Below are 19,628 nucleotides of genomic sequence, written 5' to 3'. Positions count from 1 at the left end.
TTCTCCTATTATAAGGGATTTAGCTGAGAAAATATAGGGTTTTGCATGGTGGGAGGATGAATTGAATTGACTGGCTTTAGCATTTAAGGCGGGTTCTTTAGCTTAGTTTGTTTCAACTTCAGCACGGCTCTGAGATACTTTAGCATAAAAATACCTAACATCAGCATATAACCTGAACTTCAGCACAATTTAAAAACTTTAGTGAATGAGTGCCTTCCTTCAGCAAACCCAACCACATCTTCAGCATAAAACCCCCGCACCCCAGAACCTTCAGCGCAGACCACACATCACACGTAGCCGCATTCACAATAAAATCACAGCACATCCAAAGCCTGACTCAAATCAGACCAAATATCCTCCCAGTCCTCTAAACCAACAGAGAGGCGAATAAGCTGATCCGTAATATCCATTTCCAAACGATTTTCCTCAGGCACTACAGCATGAGTCATGGTAGATGGATGCTGGATAAGGGTTTCAGCATCTCCTAAACTGACAGCTAAAGAAATAAAGGATAATGAATTCAGCATGCGTTGAGCATCTTCTTTTGTCCCTTTAACTTCAAAGGAAATAAGGCCGCCACCTCGGCTCATCTGTTTTTGCATAATGCCATAGTCCTGATGCTCTGCATCTCCTGGGTAATAGACGCTTTCTACATTAGGATGTTGCTTTAAACGTTCCACGATTTTTTCAGCGTTTGCTGTATGACGATCTAGTCGGACGGGTAGTGTCTTAAGTCCTCGTAGTAAAAGCCAAGCGTCAAATGGTGAAATGATACCGCCAATATCCTTTTGTGTTGTCATGGCTACTTTTGACATAAATTCTTCATTTCCTACAACTAAGCCAGCTACTACATCCCCATGTCCGCCAATGTACTTGGTGGCACTGTGAAGAACAACATCACAGCATTTTTCGAGAGGTCTTTGCAGGTATGGTGTGGAGAAGGTGTTGTCTACTACGACAGGGATATTATGTTCCTTAGCTACCGTTGCAACCATCTCTAAATCTATTAATTTCATTGTTGGATTAATAGGAGTTTCTACATAAATACAGGTTGTTTCAGGTCGAATCAAGGAACGAATCTCTTCCTCCGTTTCCATTGCAGAGTAGTCGGTTTGAATATTATATTTATCCTCCATTAAACTGAGCAATCCGAATGTGCAGCCATACAACCCTTTCGAACAAAGAATGTGGTCATTTGCTTTCGTGAGGGCAATCAAAATCGCCGAAACAGCTGCCATACCAGAACCAAAAGCAAGGCCCTTTTCGCCGCCTTCTAATTCGGCAATTCGCTCTTCAAGTGCACGGACTGTAGGGTTTCCGAGTCGAGAATAAATGTATCCATTCTCTTCACCCATAAAACGGTTTTCCCCTTGCTCTGCAGTATCGAAGGTGAAAGTCGAGGTTTGAAACAGTGGGGTTGTTAAACTTCCTAAATGCTGTTTGGAATCATAACCGCTATGGATAACCTTCGTATTAAAATGACGATCCTTTGATTGATGCATGATGCTCACTCCCCTTTTGTAATATATAAATCTCTCTTTCTATATCATATGCTATCTTATCGGAAAATGAAAGCGTTTACAACAACTTGTGATAATCAAATATCTGTCTAGTTTACGAAACTTGAAAAAGGTAAAATCCAATAGAAACCACGGCGATGTCGGCTAATATATGCAAAATCCATGAGTTTAAAAAATTATTTGACTTAGTATTTAGCCAATTAAAAACAAGACCGACAGTGAATAAACCAACTAAAGCTAATAAAATTAAAGATATATTAAACCAAGTTGCGAAAATAGCAATATGGTAAAAAGCAAATAAACCTGCTGAAAATACATAGGCAAAGACCTTTTGATTCGTTTGATAGAGCTTCAAAAAGATAAATCCACGAAAATAAAATTCCTCGAGTAAAGAATTCCCAAAAGTAATATATAAGGCAACAAAAATGTATACCTCAGCAGTAATGTGAAGTCGGTTTTTTAAATCGGAAATAATGGCTTTTGTATCAATGAAATCTTGCAGTAATAGAAATGTGAGTAAAACAATACCAGAGGCGAGGAGACCTAATAGGAATCCACTTTTCAGTCGTTTCATATCTATATGTTTTAAATTTAAAAACTCTAATATCCTTTGCTTAAGAATGAATCGGATGTAAATAAGAGGTACCACTAGAAACATCACAATCTTGGCTAAGGTTTTCGTCACATAGGTAGTTTCTAATCCTTGTTCAATCAATAGCATAATCGCACAGCTCAACACGGTCATAACTGTAATGGTTAGAGTTTGCTTTTTCGACATTGTGATCACCTCAAAATCTGTAAGGCGCCCCATTAGGGCACCTTTATTAACGTTCATTTCTAACAGAATGTTGTTTGTGACTAAAAAATATAAACTGCCACGTAGTTAAGTTTAGATATCGTTCTATACTGAATAACATGAGTGCAGGCAATCCGTTCCGGCAGAATACTCCGCTTTCCATGGGCACGGCCTCAGCCTCCTCGGAAGCCCAGACCGCTTCCTGCGGGGGCTTCACCACGCTTCGTCCCATAGGAGTCTCCGTATTCTGCCTCCACTATAGGAGTGTTCTGATGTATGCATGTTTAAAAAGCTTTTGATTAACCAATAGTTCACCTCTAAATAAACTTATAAGGCACTGATTTTAGCGGAGGAAATACACGTAGACTCCTGTGGGAGCAAAGAGACAGGTGAGACCCTCAGCGTTAGCGAGGAGGCTCACCGCTCGCCCGCGGCAAAGAAGACACTACGAAACGACCATAGGGATTTTGAGTAGATGTTGCACTTGTGCCCTTGGGTGAAAGCGAAGTGTATTTCCGGAGCGATGGTTTTGCACTCATCATATTGACCATAGGAAAACGTCACTCTGGATATGTCGTGTTTTATATCTACTGCAAAAGTATAAATCAACAATGTTTACGAAAACAGCCTAATTTAAAAAGCAACATGGTGTTTAGTTTCCTCATAGGTACCAAAGAATCGATGTAGCTTCCCTTTAGATAAATAGGCTGTTTCAGGAAAGCATTGATTCAGGAAAAAACGGTCATGGGATACACAGATGACGGTACCCGTAAATTTGGCTAGCGCGTCCTCTAGTACTTCCTGTGATTCCACATCCAAATGGTTCGTCGGTTCATCTAAAATGAGTAGATTTAAATCTTGGTGCATAAAGATGGCGAGCTTAAGTCGCATTCGCTCTCCGCCACTTAATTGTCGTATCGAGCGAAAAACCGAATAACCATAGAACATAAATCGGGCTAATATTTGTCTTGCTTGACCTTCAGTTACACGAATGTAGCTACGGAAATAATCTATCAATTTCGTGTTCGGTTTGGCATCCTGTAGAGGCTGTTGAGACAAGTATCCGATTTGCACCTGTGAGCCTATTTCCACCTTACCAGATGTTGGAGTTTCTGTCTCCATGATTAATCTTAATATCGTTGACTTTCCACTCCCGTTTGGACCAACAATAGCAAGCCTGTCTTGAAAGCGGATGTGTAGTTTCAAACCCTCTAAAACCTTGTTAGAGCCATACTCTTTATGAACATCTGTTAACCTGACCACATCCTTACCACTTCTTTGTTCAGATTGAAAAGAGAGTGCCATTTTCTTAGGGTCTAATAAAGGCTTGTTGAGCTTTTCCATCCGTTCGAGGGCTCGTTCCATGTGCTTAGCACGTTTAAACAGCTTTTCATTCGGTGGATTGGCTTGATTTGCCCATTGACGTAATCGTTTAATCGCTTCTCTCATTTTTTTAATCTTTTTTTGTTGTTCCTGATAAGCCTTAAACTCTGCTAATAGTCGCTCTTCTTTTTCCTGTACAAAACTAGAATAGTTGCCTTTATACAGTGTGATTTCACCAGATTCTAAATCAGCTATTTTTGTCACAACCTGGTCCAAAAAATGGCGGTCGTGGGAGATGATACAGCACGCTCCTGAATACTCATTTACATAACTTTCTAACCATTCAATCGAGGGTAGGTCTAGATGGTTGGTCGGCTCATCTAATAAAAGAACATCTGGTTCCTCTAGCAATACACGTGCTAACCCTACTTTTGTTTTTTCCCCGCCGCTTAAGGTTGAGAAAGGGAGGTCCAATAGATTGTGTATAGCTAACCCGTGGGTAACACGATCAATTTTGGAATCCATTTCATAACCGCCTAGACGGGTGAATTGCTCTTGAATATCACCATAGCGTGTCATTGTACGTTCAAATTGCTCAGGGTCAAGCATTTTTGCTTCTAAGGCTGTCATTTGTTGTTTTAAGTCCATAAGTGTTTTAAAGCTCTCTTGCAAGTAATGGATTACTGGCCCTTCGTAGGTTGGGATTTGTGCTAAATATCCAATTCGAGCATCCTTTTTTATAAATAAATGGCCCTCATCAAGAGGTTCTATTTTCGCCAAAAGCTTAAAAATTGTTGTTTTCCCGCTACCATTCCGACCTACTAAGCCGATACGGTCCTGTTGATTGATTTCCAGGGTAAGATTTTCAAAAATGACGTCTCCCCCTAAAATTTTTTTCGCATCTTTTAATGTCACAATCATTTTTATACCTCCTATTTGAAAACAAAAAAAGCCTAAGGATTCACTGACCCTAGGCTTTTGAAAACATAGAAGTTTTCTTCAAATAATGTCTACTTTTAAAAAAGCAGGCAGATTATCCGTTTGTGAGCTAGGTTAAGATCCAACACATGTCATGATTTAGTTGCTAAAAAAGGGCATACGTATCCCGTTAGCCGCAAAATCATGAGTAATCGCACGGTTCAAATAAAGCTTATTGATTTGAATAACGTGCTTGCATGCGTTGATCATCTTAACCATCACCTCCTAAAAGTTTTAGTAATTTAAACATACCATGAATTTACTGCAAAGGTAAAGGTTATAATGGAGAACATTTTCATCCGGGGACCTAGTAGTCGTATTTTAAGAATTATTGTATAATTAAGTAATCTATATTTATTTAATAGGATTAGTGGGGATATTTTCAATAATGTGAATGGTGAGGAAAATAATCATTAGAGTTAAGAGGTGTAGGAATGAAATTTGAGTTACATCCTTTAGGGGATCATGCAGTAATTATTGAACTAGGGACGGAAATCAACTTGGACACTCACCAAAAGGTAAAAATAGTTACCGCATTGTTGGATGAGCATCCTGAAGAGTGGATGGTTGAATATGTTCCTGCCTTTACTACTGTCACGGTATTTTACGATCCTATTAAAGTATTAAATCATTTAAATGATTCCTCAGGTAGACTGCCATATGATTTAGTATGTCAGCAACTAAAAGTAAAGCTTACAAACGTGACTACAGGGAACGACACAGAATCTCGCATTGTGGAAATTCCCGTATTATACGGTGGAGATGTAGGACCTGATTTACATACTGTTGCAGAAAAAAATCATTTAACTCCACAGGAAGTCATTGATATTCACTCAGGCGGAGATTATTTAGTGTATATGATCGGGTTCGCCCCTGGTTTTCCATATATCGGCGGAATGTCAAATGAAATTGCTACTCCAAGGCGAAAAACTCCTCGCTTAAACATACCAGCTGGAACCGTTGGAATTGCGGGACAACAAACCGGTGTTTATCCTATTGAAACACCTGGTGGCTGGCAATTAATTGGGAAAACCCCTATTAAACTATTTCGTCCCAATCATGATCAACCGAGCTTACTACAGGCTGGTGATCAAATTCGTTTTAAACCGATTACACAACAAGAATTTAACGACTGGGAGGAGGAAGTAGAATGATCAAAGTACTAAAACCTGGCCTCCTTACAAGTATTCAGGATTTAGGGCGATATGGATACCAAAAGTATGGGGTTATTGCAAGTGGTGTCATGGACCCATTTTCACATCGAGTTGCCAATTTATTAGTCGGAAATGACGAAAACTGTCCGACGATGGAAATTTCATTGCTTGGCCCTGTTATTGAATTTCAGCAGGATGCCATCATTTCCATATGTGGAGGGAACTTAACACCGACAATTGACTATAAACCTATTTATATGTGGCGAACTATATTTGTGAAAAAAGGTAGTGAGCTGCGATTCGGACCTGCTGAAACAGGCTGTAGAGCATATTTAGCTGTTGCGGGTGGATTCGATATTCCAATCATTATGGATAGTTATTCAACCTACCTTCGAGGGGAGATTGGTGGCTATCATGGTCGTGCTTTACAGGCTGGAGATGAAGTGGCGTTTGGGGATTCAAGTGAGAGAGCAAATCGTATAATGGACAAGCTTGTGAAGGCTAATCGAGATTCTTCACAGTCCTTCATGGATGCGAATTGGTCGGTTGCTACAGAAATGTTACCCGAGTTAACAGGCCGCTCAGCTGTTCGGGTCACAAAAGGAAGACAATATGAGTTGTTTTCCGAAGAAAGCCAAAAACAGTTTCAAGCGGAATCCTTTCGAGTTTCTACCCAATCGGACCGAATGGGCTATCGTTTAGAGGGTCCAGCATTACATTTGAAGGAGCCTGAGGAGCTAATTTCAGAGGCGGTAAGCTTTGGTTCTGTACAAGTACCTTCTGATGGAAATCCAATCGTTTTATTAGCAGACCGACAAACGACAGGTGGATACCCGAAGATTGCACAGGTAGCAACAGTCGATTTACCCTGTATGGCTCAATTAAAGCCAGGGGAAGCGGTGAGATTCGAATTTATAAATCACAGCGAGGCACAAAGGCTTTATTTAGCTAGAGAACAATACATGAGGAGTCTTAAAAATGGAATTCTACTAAAGATAGGGAGGAACTAATCATGCATATCGTTGATTTAAACTGTGATATGGGAGAAAGCTTTGGAGCATATAAGAAAGGAACCGACGACGAAATACTGCAACATGTAACATCAGCTAATATTGCCTGTGGGTTCCATGCTGGAGACCCTGCCACAATGCGGAAAACTGTACAAATGGCTATTGAGAAAAATGTTGGAATTGGCGTACACCCTGGACTTCAAGATCTAGTAGGCTTTGGGAGAAGAAGCATGGCTATCTCTCCTCAGGAGGCCTATGATATGGTCGTTTATCAGATGGGTGCTTTACAGGGCTTTGTTCAAGCTGAAGGCGGCACCATTCAGCATGTTAAGCCGCATGGTGCGCTTTATAATATGGCAGCCAAGGATGCAGAACTATCTTCAGCCATTGCTGAAGCCGTTTATAAGGTAAATCCTGACCTTATTCTCTTCGGCTTAGCTGGAGGGGAATTAGTAAAGGCAGGGGAAAAGACTGGGCTACGTACAGCTAGTGAAGTCTTTTCTGATCGTACCTATCAGGACGATGGTAATCTCACCTCAAGACGCGAGACAAATGCGTTAATTACAGATAGTGAACAGGCTATCAATCAAGTGATTCGAATGGTAAAAGAACAAAAGGTAAACACTGTAAATGACAACGATATCAATATTAAAGCTGACACAATCTGCATACATGGTGATGGTGTTACCGCATTAGAGTTTGCGAAGACCATTAAAAATTCATTGAAGGAAGCAGGAATTGAAGTAAGAAAAATAAGTGATATTAAATAATTTCATAGGGGGATTTTCAACAACATGAAGAAATCTAGTAATTATAGCATTCTGTTAGGTGCTGCCTTTTTAATGGCAACATCTGCTGTCGGACCAGGCTTTTTAACACAAACCACAACATTTACCCAAACGTTAGCCGCGAGCTTCGGCTTTGTTATTTTAATCTCTATTATCATTGATATTGGTGTTCAGTTAAATATATGGCGTATTATTGCTGTCTCTGGTAAAAGGGCACAGGAAATTGCCAATGATGTTTTGCCGGGGTTAGGAGTCTTTCTATCGATATTAATTGTGATGGGAGGACTGGCCTTTAATATTGGAAATATCGGAGGGGCTGGTTTAGGAACCAATGTACTGTTTGGCATTTCTCCTGAACTTGGAGCTCTTCTTAGTGGAGTTTTAGCGATTGGCATCTTCTTAGTTCGGGAAGCTAACCGTATTATGGACCGCTTTGCGCAAATTATGGGATTTGTCATGATTGCGTTAACCATCTATGTTATGTTTACGGCTCAACCTCCATTGGGTGAAGCAGCTGTGAAGACGTTTGCACCTGATACCATTGATTTCTTGGCAATTGTCACCTTAGTAGGTGGAACAGTTGGAGGATACATCACCTTCGCAGGTGGTCACCGATTGTTAGATGCCGGGCTAAAAGGTAAGGAATCTCTTCCTGAGGTGACAAAAAGCTCAGTCTCAGCTATCGGGATTGCATCGATTATGCGTATTTTCTTATTCCTAGCTGCATTAGGAGTCGTCGCACAAGGATTACAGCTAGATCCACAAAACCCACCTGCATCTGTTTTCCAGCATGCAGCCGGGAATGTGGGCTATAAAATATTCGGTATTGTCATGTGGGCAGCAGCGGTCACGTCTGTCGTTGGCGCAGCCTATACATCTGTTTCATTTATTCGTACTTTCAGTGGTTGGCTGGAGAAGTATCATAAATGGTTAATCGTTGCCTTTATAGCCGTTTCTACCATCGTGTTTGTTTTTATTGGACAGCCAGCAAAAGTATTAGTATTTGTAGGTTCATTAAATGGATTAATTTTACCTATCTCGTTAGGTGTAATGCTGCTGGCAGCACACAACAAGAAAATTGTTGGCGATTATAAACACCCGGTTTGGCTGACGTTTACAGGTATTGTGATTGTAATTGCAATGGCTTATATGGGTATCTATAGTATGATTAACGGTTTTGGGAATCTATTTAGTTAAAAGGGGGAGTTCAAATGCAAGACCATTCATCATTAACACCTGCCACGGCACGTGAGATGATTCGAAATAATGAGTTGATTAAGCCCACATCAGGTGTTGCAAATGGATTTACACAAGCAAATTTAGCTGTATTACCAAAAGAACTGGCCTTTGAATTTCTTCTTTTTAGTCAACGTAATCCTAAGTCTTGCCCGATTTTAGATGTTGTAGAGCCAGGAGAATACAAGCCTAAAATCGTGGCGCCTGAAGCGGATTTACGCACGGATATACCCAAATATCGTATATATCAACATGGAAAATTGATAGAAGAAAAAACGGATGTGAAAGATTTATGGGACGAAAACATGGTTGGTTTTCTGATTGGATGTAGCTTCACATTCGAGAATGCTCTATTAAACAATGGAGTTCCGATTCGACATAGAGAGGAAAATTGTAATGTTCCGATGTACAAAACGAATGTTCAATGTGTGAAAGCAGGACGTTTTGAGGGTCCGATGGTCGTAAGTATGCGCCCTATGCCAGAGGAACATGTGGTTAGGGCGGTACAAGTAACGAGCCGCTTTCCATCTGTTCACGGTGCTCCTATTCATATTGGAAATCCAGAGAGTATAGGAATTCAAGACATTCATTCACCAGATTTCGGAGACTCTGTAACCATTAGAGAAGGTGAAGTACCCGTTTTTTGGGCCTGTGGTGTGACACCCCAAGCGGTTGCGATGCATGTGAAACCTGAATTGATGATTTCTCATGCTCCAGGGCATATGTTTATTACAGATTTGAGAGATGAAGAGTTTGGTGTATTATAGTTGTTTAATAGATGGTGGCTGACCTATAAAGCGGGTCAGCCTCTTTTATTTAGAGAAGTTTTGGTTAATGATACAGTTTTGGGGTTTAATTTCACGCTAAATTAACCTTGAGAACATTTTAATTACCTAAAAAATAGTACGAATAAGTGTTTTAGAGCACCAATTCAATCCATAAAATGTTAATTCCCGCCCTGATTCTTCAATTAAGACTTCCAAAATCACCATCTATCAAGGTATATATCCCAAAGTTGGTTAAATTAAAATATAGTACCTTTATAATTTTGATGTCCTTATGAAGTGTACATTTTAATCGTTTGTGGTATTATAATATGTGATAACAAGTAAAGTTCGTGATGGTTGTTCTTCTCAGGAGGACAATTGTATATAAAGCGTTTACATTTGTGGAGGAGGTAATTTTTTATGACGAGTAAGAAGCTGAATCAATTTCTTAATGAGAACTTAGAGGATTTAAAGGAAAAAGGATTGTACAATGACATCGATACTGTAGAGGGTGCTAATGGTCCTGTCATCAAGCTTGATGGAAAGGAATTAATTAACCTTTCCTCCAACAACTACTTAGGTTTAGCGACAGATGAACGTTTAAAGGAAGTAGCGGTTGAGGCGGTTCAATCTCACGGAGTTGGTGCTGGTGCTGTTCGAACCATTAACGGAACATTAGACCTTCACATTGAATTAGAGAAAAAAATCGCTGAATTTAAAGGAACGGAGGCGGCGATCTCCTATCAATCTGGTTTTAATTGTAATATGGCAGCTATTTCTGGTGTGATGGATAAAAATGACGCAATTTTATCAGATGAATTAAACCATGCTTCAATTATTGATGGATGCCGTTTATCCAGAGCAAAAATTATTCGGTTTAACCATTCTGATATGAATGATTTAAGAGCAAAGGCGAAAGAGGCTGTAGAATCAGGCCAATACAATAAAATCATGGTAATTACCGATGGAGTATTCTCCATGGATGGGGATGTGGCTGATTTACCTGGAATAGTAGAAATTGCTGAAGAATTTGACTTGATTACCTATGTTGATGATGCGCATGGTTCTGGTGTATTAGGAAAAGGTGCAGGTACTGTAAAACACTTTGGCTTACAGGATAAAGTGGACCTGCAAATGGGGACTTTGTCAAAAGCGATTGGTGTTATAGGCGGCTATGTTGCTGGTAATCAGAACTTAATTGATTGGCTTAAGGTACGTTCACGCCCATTTTTATTCTCAACAGCCGTTACACCTGCTGATGTTGCAGCATGTACAAAAGCAATCGACTTGCTGATGGAAAGTACAGACTTACAAAATAAAATGTGGGAAAACAGCAAGTATCTTAAAGACGGATTAAAGAAGCTTGGCTTTGATATTGGAAACAGTGAAACACCAATTACGCCATGTATTATTGGTGAGGAAAAAACAACCCAACAATTCAGCAAGCGATTGTACGAAGAAGGGGTTTATGCTAAATCAATCGTCTTCCCGACCGTTCCACGCGGTACAGGACGTGTTCGCAATATGCCAACAGCAGCCCATACGAAGGAAATGCTTGATCAAGCCTTAGCCGTTTATGAAAAGATTGGGAAAGAATTTAACATTATTTAAATAGATCATCTGAGGAAAACCAGGAGGATTTACGATGAAGAGAATACTTGTGACGGGAGCATTGGGACAAATTGGCTCTGAGTTAGTAATGAAACTTCGAGAAGTGTATGGAGCGGACAATGTTTTAGCTACCGATATTCGTGAAATGGATTGTGATGTCGTTCATTCTGGGCCATTTGAAATTTTGGATGTCACAGATAAAAATCGCATGGCAGAATTAGCGAAAAAACATGATGTAGATACAATCATGCATCTGGCTGCACTTTTATCTGCAAAAGCGGAACAGAATCCACTGTTAGCCTGGAACTTAAATATGGGTGGACTTGTGAATGCACTTGAGGTAGCAAGAGAACTGAACACCCAATTTTTTACCCCAAGCTCGATTGGGGCATTTGGTCCAAGTACACCAAAGGATCAAACACCTCAGGATACGATTCAACGGCCCAATACAATGTATGGCGTAAATAAAGTATCTGGGGAATTGTTATGTGACTATTACTATCACAAATTTGATGTAGATACTCGCAGTGTTCGTTTTCCAGGACTCATATCCTACGTGACTAAGCCTGGTGGCGGAACAACGGATTATGCTGTGGAAATGTATTATGAGGCAGCCCGCCAGCAAGCGTACACATCCTATATTAAAGCAGGAACCTATATGGATATGATGTATATGCCTGATGCCATTCAAGCGATTATTCAGTTAATGGAGGCAGATCCGGCTAGGCTGAAGCATCGAAATGCGTTTAATGTATCTGCAATGAGTGCAGAGCCCGAGGACTTTGCCCGTGAAATTCGCAAGCACATACCAGAATTCGCTCTTTCGTATCAGGTCGATCCTGCTCGCCAAGCTATTGCTGACAGCTGGCCAAATGGTATTGATTGTTCTGCTGCGAGAGAAGAATGGGGCTTTAAACCGGAGTATAATCTAGAATCCATGACAGCAGACATGCTGAAAAAAATTAAATGAGTCTTCGAATAGTGCATGTTCTCCTCGTGGGAACTGCGCTATTTTTTATGTAGTTTGCATAAATCGACATATCAAGACCTTTTTCGAAATGTACGAGACCATGTCCGTTTGATATACTTAGGGGTATATGCTAAAAACAATCAATGAATAAAAAGAATAGGAGACGATTCTTTTGAAACTCAATTATACAAAAGGACAAGATGTGAAAGAATTTTTAATTAGTAATCGAGATCAATTTGAAAAAAATTTGTTAACAGAAGCTGTAAACGTTCGAGAAAAAATTGATGAGATTCATCGTATTGGTAATATTAATTTAATAAATAATGCCCATAAGCTAATTCTATACATAGTCGATCAACAAGATGAGGAAGTAAAAGCATTCGCAAAACAAGAAGGAATTGCATGGGCGAAACACTCATTAACATTGACATTTAAATTAGAATGGGTTCATGCCATTCGAAGAACCCTATGGAATTTTCTCTATGAATATGACACGTTAGCAGGAAGGGAAATTACTCCAGAAGACTTTTATAACCAAGAAAGTAAAATAAATGAACAAGTTGATCAGTTTTTAAATAGCTTTTTCATCAGTTATTCCAAGTATAAGGATGAGCTTATTGAGTCGCAAAGAAAATTAGTAGAGAGACTGTCTGTACCCATTATTCCGATTACTTCCTCCGTTTGCGTATTGCCTTTAATTGGTTCGATTGATTATTATCGAGCATCCGCGATAGAAGAAAAGGTTTTAATTGAAATAAGTAACCTAAGTATTCAAACCTTAATTATGGATTTGTCAGGAATTTATGATATGGAGGCTGAAACCATCAGCCAATTGTTAAAATTACTTGATGGAATCTCGATGATGGGATGTAAGCCAGTCTTGACTGGTTTACGACCAGGGTTGGTTAGAAAAGTGGTTGAAATCGGCGGTCTTGAGCATAAAGCAGAAACTAAGGGTACTCTTCAACAGGCTTTAGCAGACTACATGAATCATGGAAATATAAATAGTAAATAAGAATGGTAAGGGCAGCTTAAATTTAGGTTAAGCTGCCTGTTTATCCTATTTAAGAAAATAGTTCTTTCACCTCTGTTTTTAGTTCTTCTAATAATGGAAAGCCTCCTTGAAACTCAAGGCTTTTCATCACATTTTGATAATACCAAGCTTGGTCATCCTTTCCCCGTTTAAATCGGTTCCAGATCGTCGGTCCTTCTGTTTTTTCATTGTGGCTAATGGAGCGAATATTGTGTAACTTGTCTGCACAGGCTACCAACCGTACTTCAATTGGAGCGGTTTGTAAATAGTCAATGGTATGCTGTTTTCGCTCCTCCCATGAAAGGTCTTTATTTGGCTCTGAACATCCTTCCACAATATCCGCAACCTCTTTACCGAACTTTTCTTGAATTTCCTTCAACGTAACAGACGTGTCTTCTACTGTATCGTGCAATATCCCGGCGGTAATTTCCTTTTCGGTACATCCGTGCTTCATTAAAATCATCCCAACTGCATAAGGATGACTAATGTATGGCAAGTCCGTTCCCTTACGAAATTGATTATGGTGTGCTTTAGCACTAAATTGTATAGCTTGATCAATGAAATCCATAGAAATTCCCCTTTCTTACCTCTACCTTTAGTATTCGGAATGTTTCTTTTCATTTCCTGTTTAACATAATTTTTTACCACAAAGTTAAAGATAAGGTGAGATTAAAAACCAGACAGAATGGTAGCTAGGGGGATTCAATATGGATAAGAAGCCGTGTATAGACTCTTTAACCATTAAAACCTCACACGTCTTACCACCAGATACCAATACACATGGTACATTATTTGGTGGAAAACTGATGGCGTATATGGATGATGTAGCGGCCATTGCGGCATCAAGGCATGCGAGAAAATCTGTTGTGACTGCTTCGACGGATTCCGTGGACTTTTTAAATCCTGTTTTTGAGGACGATACGATTTGCTTGGAAGCCTTCGTAACCTATACACACAAAACGTCGATGGAGGTATTTGTAAAAGCTGTGACTGAGGATTTAGTTTCAAGCGAGCGTAGAATATGTGCTTTTGCCTTCCTAACGATGGTGGCGATTGATGACGATAATAAGCCTACCCCTGTACCACAGGTTTATCCTGAGTCCGATGAGGAAAAATGGCTGCATGAGGGAGCAGTACGACGTGCGGAATATCGAAGGGAGAGAAGGAATAACTCCAAAGAGATGGCGGAAAAGTTTGGAACAGACCTACCCTGGACAAAATAATATTAAAACAATGGAAAAGTATCGATTGGAGTTCATCCATTGATACTTTTCTTTTGGATTGACTAGTGAAAGGATAAGAGGTGTATGATGATACGAAATATTCGCTTCGTCGTTGTTATTATTATTTTGTTATTTGGTTTTATTATGCCTTATAAGACGAAGGCGATTTCGCTTCCGTTCGGCCCATATGATCATATTCAACAACAGATCTATTCCCTAAGTTTGGATGAAAAAATTGGGCAAATGCTTATGGTTGGTTTTATGGGGGATTCCTATAATGCTGAATTAGAAGCTTATATTAACCAATACCAGGTAGGAGGCCTAATTTTATTTGAGAGAAATATTAAGGATACCGCACAAACCGTCGCTCTTTTAAATCAAATGAAGGAAAAGAACCAAGGGCAAATTCCGTTGTTCCTGAGTTTAGATGAAGAAGGTGGCCGGGTAAGTCGGGTGCCAGATGAATTTTCATCTTTACCAGCAGCACGTAAAATCGGTGAACTCAATCAGCCTAAGTTATCCTACCGGTTTGGTCAAACCATTGCACAGGAAATAAAATCGCTTGGCTTTAATATGAACTATGCTCCTGTATTAGATGTGAATAATAATCCTAGTAACCCGATTATAGGAGAGCGGGCTTTTGGCACATCTCCTAAGGAAGTTATAACACATGGAGTTGCGGTAATGGAAGGAATGAGGTCATCTGGTGTCATTCCTGTTGTCAAACACTTTCCTGGACATGGCGATACGTCAAAGGATTCACATCTTAGCTTGCCGACCATCCATAAAGATTTATCAGAATTGCATAAGGTGGAACTAAAACCTTTTAAAGCAGCCATCAAAGCAGATGTTGATGCCATAATGATTGCTCATTTGCTTCTACCAAAGCTTGATTCTAAGAAGCCTTCCTCACTATCTAAACCCATTATTACTGAGCTATTACGTAACCAACTAAATTATAACGGTTTAGTTATTACAGATGATTTAACAATGAAAGCTGTAACTAATCAGATGTCTGTGAGTGATGCGGCAGTTCAATCAGTGAAAGCGGGAAATGATCTTTTATTAATTGCCCATCATAAGCAAAATGTTGTTGAGACCTTTCAAAAGCTTAAACAAGCGGTTCTAAGTGGGGAGATTTCTGAAAGCAGGATAAATGAAAGTGTTTATCGAATTTTAAAAGCAAAGGAAAAGTATAACATTAATAATCAACAAGTAGAACAAGTTGATGTAGATAGTATCAATCAAAAATTAGAACGGTTTTTATCAGAACTGGAAGGTGTGGAGAGGTGAAACACTGTGCATCAAACGTTACCGGAGCTTGAGTCATTTCCTTTAAAGGACAATACAAGGATGTATTATCGTCATTTTCCATCCAACACAAATGTAGTCCTTATTTTGGTACATGGAATTGCAGAGGATCACAAGTATTTACGACCGCAGCCGAGTATATAGCTGATGAGAATTTAGCGCATGTTTACACACCGGATTTAAGGGGACACGGTGATTATGCTGCGCGAAGAGGGGATATTGATTATCTTGGCCAGCACGATGATGATTTAATGGAATTGATTGATAAGATTAAAAGCACTCACGGGGATACAAAGCTAATTATGGGTGGGCATTCAGCAGGGGGAGGCACATCTCTTCGAATGCTGACACACAAGTACGACCAGTATATTAGTGGATACCTGCTTCTAGCCCCTTTTGTGCACTTTATGGCACCAATCATGAAAAAGTCAAAAGGGGAAACGGAAAGCAATAACAAAGCCCACATGGGGACAATGATTAAATTAATGATTTTTAATGGGTTTTGGATGAAAAAGTGGAATCATCAGACTGTATTATCCGTGAATCATATTGAAAGTGACAACCCTTCAAAGTTAAATTTTCTTAGCTACCGTTTATTTATGTCGCGGTTGCCGAGGAACTATAAAAAAAGTCTGCGTTCAATCAAAAAGCCAACACTCGTGCTAGTTGGGGATAAGGATGAGGAATTTGAGCATACGGCATATGAGCCCTTATTTTCAAAGCATACTCAAGGTGCCCGTGTAAAAACTATCGACAATGCAACCCATGATGGCTTGCTATCAAATGCTGACAGTTTTGAAGCTATTAAAGAATGGATAGCAGATATGAAGGAGAAAGACATTTGAAGACTAATCATACACTATATATCATCCCATCTGGAAAACCAAAGATTTGGGACCGCAATCCCGAGCTTGGATCCACTAAGGCGAATGAGGCATATACGGGTACTTTTCATCGTTTGTGTCAGCAATATGTGAAACAATTTTCAGACCCATGGGTGGTAATATCCCCCAAGTATGGATTATTGAGACCTGATGATGAAGTTAAGGGAACTTATGATTTATCCTTTAATATAAAACGTAATCCAGAGGTAATATCAATTGAAACTATGAAGCAACAGCTTGACGACAAAGGCTTGCAGCACTTTTCAAATATCATCATGTTAGGTGGAAAGAAGTTTAAGCCGATTATGAATCAGCTATATTCAAATGCTCAAGTTTCCTTTCCACTCCACGGCACTAAAGGAATTGGTGACATGCAACGAATTTTGAAACAGGCCATTGAGAAGGGGCAAAAAATATCCAAATGAAAAGGGGTTTGATCGATAATGGGATTATTTGATGGCTTAATGGGAAATGCATCAGAGGTTAAGTTGGAAGAGGTCGAGAAGGAATTTGGAAAATTACTGGCACCAGAGGAACGTATTGAACGAGCATATAAACTCATTCGTGATCTTTTCATTTTCACTAATAAGCGACTCATTTTGATCGATAAGCAAGGAATGACAGGGAAAAAAACAGACGTTCACTCCATCCCATACAAAAATGTAACCCATTTTAGTATAGAAACGGCAGGCACTTTAGATCTGGATGCGGAATTAAAAATTTGGGTTTCGGGTTCCTCAACCCCAATCCAAAAGCAGTTCAATAAGCAGTTGAATATATATGAAGTGCAAAGTGTCTTAGCTGCTTATGTGTTAAATTGAATGGAGTCTTTACACGAATCCTTTTTTATATTTAGCAAAAGCTAATTTCAAAAGGAGGGTGTGAGATGACCAAACGTAAAACAGCCTATAAAGCGGCAAAGCAAAACAATAAAACTCCTACTGAGAGTCAACCCGACATGGAATTTGCAGCTGAATATACTGATGAAAATGTGATGAAAGGTGCAAATCGCAACTCCAAGAAAGGGAGACAGGGTAAAGGAATGAGGGCTACAGAGGAGGATCAATAGCAAAATAACACAGCAAAAGGGTGAAGCATCGAAGAATTTTACATCGGCTTCACCCTTTTTCATATTAAATCATAATTTTATTATCCTCAATTTGTTTAAGAAGTACCTGAAGGGGAATAGGTTTACTAATATAGTAACCCTGGATTTCTGTACAATCCATTTTCGTTAACATTTCAACATGTCTCCACTTTTCTACACCTTCTGCGGTCACTTCTAAGTCCAGGTTTTTAGCTAGTTTAATAATCATCTGTACAATTTGATGATCTTTTTTGTGATAATCCATATTCATAATAAACGACTTATCAATCTTAATTTTCTGTACAGATAATTCCTTTAAGTAATTGAGTGAGGAGTAACTAGTCCCGAAATCATCCAACACCAATGAAAACCCTTCTTTACTTAAGGCATCGAATTGTTTCTGAGCAGAAGATAAATTAAGTAAATCATTCTCGGTAATCTCTAATTCGATTCGCCGAGGATCTTCTTTACCATCTAAGACAATTTGCTTAATATCCCTTACAAAAAGGGGATCGTTCAATTGAATCGGGGACACGTTGATGGCTACTTTCACATTAGAATCATGTTCTTGAAAAGCTTTTAGGTCTTGACAAACTTGTTTAATGACCCAACGTCCAATAGTTTTAATCGATTGGTTACTTTCAGCAATAGGGATGAATTCATTAGGAGGAATGATACCGAACTTTTCATGATTCCACCTTAACAACGCTTCCATGTTTAAGCTATTCTTTTGGATATCAATCTTTGGCTGATAGTAAATTTCAAGTTCATTTCGTTGTAAAGCATAGGCGAGATCACGCTCTAATTTATCATGTCTCGTATTACGGTGCCTGTTCTTTTTATCAAAGGGCAAATAAATTTGCTGTTCACTTTTGGACTTTGCTCTTAGCATAGATTGAAAGGCTTCCGTCATAGCACCACGTACATCAAGTGTTTCTGGATTAATTTTAGAAACGCCAATGGTAGGCTGAACAACGACCTCATAGTCATCCGTACGATAAGGCTGATGAAGAGCTTCATAAATCTGAGTGGCTACTTTCTTGCTATCATCATTTTGAGTTGCGCGTATCGTCAAAATAAATTCGTTACCAGAGACCCTACTCAGCTGATCATCATTTTCTGAAAAGCGCTTTAAGCGATTCGTAATTTGTTTTAGCAAATCAGCCTCGGTGCTTTTATTGGAAAATTGAACAAACGATAGCTGGTTTATGGAAATATAATAGAGGTTCCAAATGGTTCCTTCGTTCTTCTTTAAACGTAGGGTGGACTCTAAAATATTCATGAAATTTTCTACGAAGGGTAAATCGGTAATGGGATCGTTTGCCTGCTGCTGTTCAAGGTTCACTACATGAGTAATATCTCGAGTTAACCCTACAACATAGGATTCACCACTATATGTAAAAGGAATTAAAACCGACTCTCCAAAACGTTTCTCTGAATCAATGCCCATTCGGTCTCGAAAGGTCACGGTGGCATTAGTGGAAACGGCATCATAGTAATAGGTTGTTAAATGGGAGGCCATCGGTTCATGATAAATTTCTTTTATTGTTTTTCCAATATCCTCATCACTAAGCATGGCTAACTTTTTTGCACTTTCACTAACCTTTATGTAACGAAATTGATTGGGTGGTTCAAATTTCATTAAATAAACGATATCAAAAAGGGAAGTAAAGATTTGAAACATTTCATCTTCATTAAAAAGCATGTGGTTTTTCTCTAGATTCGACATAAACTAATCACCTTTATGAGTTATTGTTAAAATGTGTCATTTACTTATACACCCATTCCAAAAAACAAGTCCCAGGTTAGGAAAGCATTGGTTTTTTTACCATAATAACACTTTTAGAGTGGAAATGACATTTATCAACAAAAATTCATAAACATTAGGGAAATAGGACTAGTGAATGGTAGTAAATTCCTTCTTAGAGAGGAGTGGG

21 protein-coding genes are annotated in these 19,628 nt (G+C 39.2%); 15 read left to right on the top strand and 6 right to left on the bottom strand.

Features of this window, described 5'->3' with window-relative positions:
• Positions 1-314: 314 nt before the first annotated feature.
• The 4 genes from megL to GH754_RS19955 all read right to left on the bottom strand — a co-directional run bounded on the left by megL (position 315) and on the right by GH754_RS19955 (position 4,827).
• Complete coding sequence (gene megL / locus GH754_RS08120; RefSeq protein WP_153728220.1) at positions 315-1,502, bottom strand: methionine gamma-lyase; 1,188 nt, start codon at positions 1,500-1,502, stop codon at positions 315-317.
• 112 nt (positions 1,503-1,614) lie between these two features.
• Positions 1,615-2,298 (bottom strand): CPBP family intramembrane glutamic endopeptidase, encoded by a 684-nt coding sequence (locus GH754_RS08115; protein WP_194841312.1) that lies wholly within the window; start codon positions 2,296-2,298, stop codon positions 1,615-1,617.
• Between the two features lie 651 nt (positions 2,299-2,949).
• On the bottom strand, positions 2,950-4,560 hold the full coding sequence (gene abc-f, locus GH754_RS08110) for a ribosomal protection-like ABC-F family protein (protein WP_153728218.1): 1,611 nt from the start codon (positions 4,558-4,560) through the stop codon (positions 2,950-2,952).
• A 156-nt stretch (positions 4,561-4,716) separates the two neighbouring features.
• Positions 4,717-4,827, bottom strand: a complete 111-nt coding sequence (locus GH754_RS19955) for an RAxF-45 family protein (RefSeq protein WP_323741915.1) — start codon at positions 4,825-4,827, stop codon at positions 4,717-4,719.
• 224 nt (positions 4,828-5,051) lie between these two features.
• Between GH754_RS19955 and pxpB the strand changes: the two genes are divergently transcribed.
• The 8 genes from pxpB to GH754_RS08070 all read left to right on the top strand — a co-directional run bounded on the left by pxpB (position 5,052) and on the right by GH754_RS08070 (position 13,168).
• A complete protein-coding gene (gene pxpB, locus GH754_RS08105) occupies positions 5,052-5,771 on the top strand; it encodes a 5-oxoprolinase subunit PxpB (protein WP_153728217.1) in 720 nt (239 codons plus the stop codon).
• Entirely contained in the window at positions 5,768-6,781 is a 1,014-nt protein-coding gene (locus GH754_RS08100; RefSeq protein WP_153728216.1) for a 5-oxoprolinase subunit C family protein, read from the top strand. The genes pxpB and GH754_RS08100 overlap by 4 nt, the downstream gene beginning before the upstream one ends.
• A 2-nt stretch (positions 6,782-6,783) precedes the next feature.
• The gene (locus GH754_RS08095) at positions 6,784-7,551 is read left to right on the top strand and encodes a LamB/YcsF family protein (RefSeq protein WP_153728215.1); all 768 of its coding nucleotides are present in this window, start codon (positions 6,784-6,786) and stop codon (positions 7,549-7,551) included.
• A gap of 24 nt (positions 7,552-7,575) precedes the next feature.
• The gene (locus GH754_RS08090) at positions 7,576-8,766 is read left to right on the top strand and encodes an NRAMP family divalent metal transporter (protein WP_153728214.1); all 1,191 of its coding nucleotides are present in this window, start codon (positions 7,576-7,578) and stop codon (positions 8,764-8,766) included.
• Between the two features lie 14 nt (positions 8,767-8,780).
• Positions 8,781-9,572, top strand: a complete 792-nt coding sequence (locus tag GH754_RS08085) for a putative hydro-lyase (protein ID WP_153728213.1) — start codon at positions 8,781-8,783, stop codon at positions 9,570-9,572.
• 420 nt (positions 9,573-9,992) lie between these two features.
• Positions 9,993-11,183 carry a glycine C-acetyltransferase gene (locus GH754_RS08080; protein WP_153728212.1) on the top strand — a complete coding sequence of 397 codons (1,191 nt, stop codon included), beginning with the start codon at positions 9,993-9,995 and terminating at the stop codon, positions 11,181-11,183.
• Between the two features lie 34 nt (positions 11,184-11,217).
• A complete protein-coding gene (locus tag GH754_RS08075) occupies positions 11,218-12,153 on the top strand; it encodes an L-threonine 3-dehydrogenase (RefSeq protein WP_153728211.1) in 936 nt (311 codons plus the stop codon).
• A 172-nt stretch (positions 12,154-12,325) separates the two neighbouring features.
• On the top strand, positions 12,326-13,168 hold the full coding sequence (locus GH754_RS08070) for an STAS domain-containing protein (protein ID WP_153728210.1): 843 nt from the start codon (positions 12,326-12,328) through the stop codon (positions 13,166-13,168).
• 49 nt (positions 13,169-13,217) lie between these two features.
• Here the strand turns inward: GH754_RS08070 and GH754_RS08065 are convergent, their stop codons facing one another.
• Positions 13,218-13,754, bottom strand: coding sequence for an HD domain-containing protein (locus tag GH754_RS08065; protein ID WP_153728209.1), 537 nt, complete (start codon positions 13,752-13,754; stop codon positions 13,218-13,220).
• A gap of 139 nt (positions 13,755-13,893) precedes the next feature.
• On the opposite strand from GH754_RS08065, the gene GH754_RS08060 reads away from it, so the two are divergent.
• The 7 genes from GH754_RS08060 (at position 13,894) to GH754_RS08030 (ending at position 17,673) form a co-directional block, all read left to right on the top strand.
• Complete coding sequence (locus GH754_RS08060) at positions 13,894-14,409, top strand: acyl-CoA thioesterase (protein ID WP_153728208.1); 516 nt, start codon at positions 13,894-13,896, stop codon at positions 14,407-14,409.
• A gap of 87 nt (positions 14,410-14,496) precedes the next feature.
• Positions 14,497-15,702: a beta-N-acetylhexosaminidase gene (gene nagZ, locus GH754_RS08055; RefSeq protein WP_194841311.1), complete on the top strand. Its 1,206-nt coding sequence runs from the start codon at positions 14,497-14,499 to the stop codon at positions 15,700-15,702.
• Positions 15,703-15,708: 6 nt separating this feature from the next.
• Positions 15,709-15,864, top strand: a complete 156-nt coding sequence (locus tag GH754_RS08050; RefSeq protein ID WP_153728206.1) for a hypothetical protein — start codon at positions 15,709-15,711, stop codon at positions 15,862-15,864.
• Positions 15,861-16,565, top strand: coding sequence for an alpha/beta hydrolase (locus GH754_RS08045; RefSeq protein WP_323741925.1), 705 nt, complete (start codon positions 15,861-15,863; stop codon positions 16,563-16,565). The genes GH754_RS08050 and GH754_RS08045 overlap by 4 nt, the downstream gene beginning before the upstream one ends.
• Positions 16,562-17,029 (top strand): DUF6884 domain-containing protein, encoded by a 468-nt coding sequence (locus GH754_RS08040; RefSeq protein ID WP_228550194.1) that lies wholly within the window; start codon positions 16,562-16,564, stop codon positions 17,027-17,029. Before GH754_RS08045 ends, GH754_RS08040 begins: the two co-directional genes overlap by 4 nt.
• 18 nt (positions 17,030-17,047) lie before the next feature.
• Complete coding sequence (locus GH754_RS08035; RefSeq protein WP_153728203.1) at positions 17,048-17,425, top strand: PH domain-containing protein; 378 nt, start codon at positions 17,048-17,050, stop codon at positions 17,423-17,425.
• Between the two features lie 65 nt (positions 17,426-17,490).
• On the top strand, positions 17,491-17,673 hold the full coding sequence (locus GH754_RS08030; protein ID WP_153728202.1) for a hypothetical protein: 183 nt from the start codon (positions 17,491-17,493) through the stop codon (positions 17,671-17,673).
• Between the two features lie 64 nt (positions 17,674-17,737).
• Here GH754_RS08030 and GH754_RS08025 read toward each other — a convergent pair whose 3' ends face one another.
• Entirely contained in the window at positions 17,738-19,420 is a 1,683-nt protein-coding gene (locus GH754_RS08025) for a putative bifunctional diguanylate cyclase/phosphodiesterase (protein WP_153728201.1), read from the bottom strand.
• Positions 19,421-19,628 lie beyond the last annotated feature (208 nt).

This window comes from Salinibacillus xinjiangensis, from assembly GCF_009649735.1.
GTDB classification, from domain to species: Bacteria; Bacillota; Bacilli; order Bacillales; family Alkalibacillaceae; genus Salinibacillus; species Salinibacillus xinjiangensis.
Note: the sequence above shows the minus strand (reverse complement) of the source record. Positions and strands in the feature narration are given on the sequence as shown.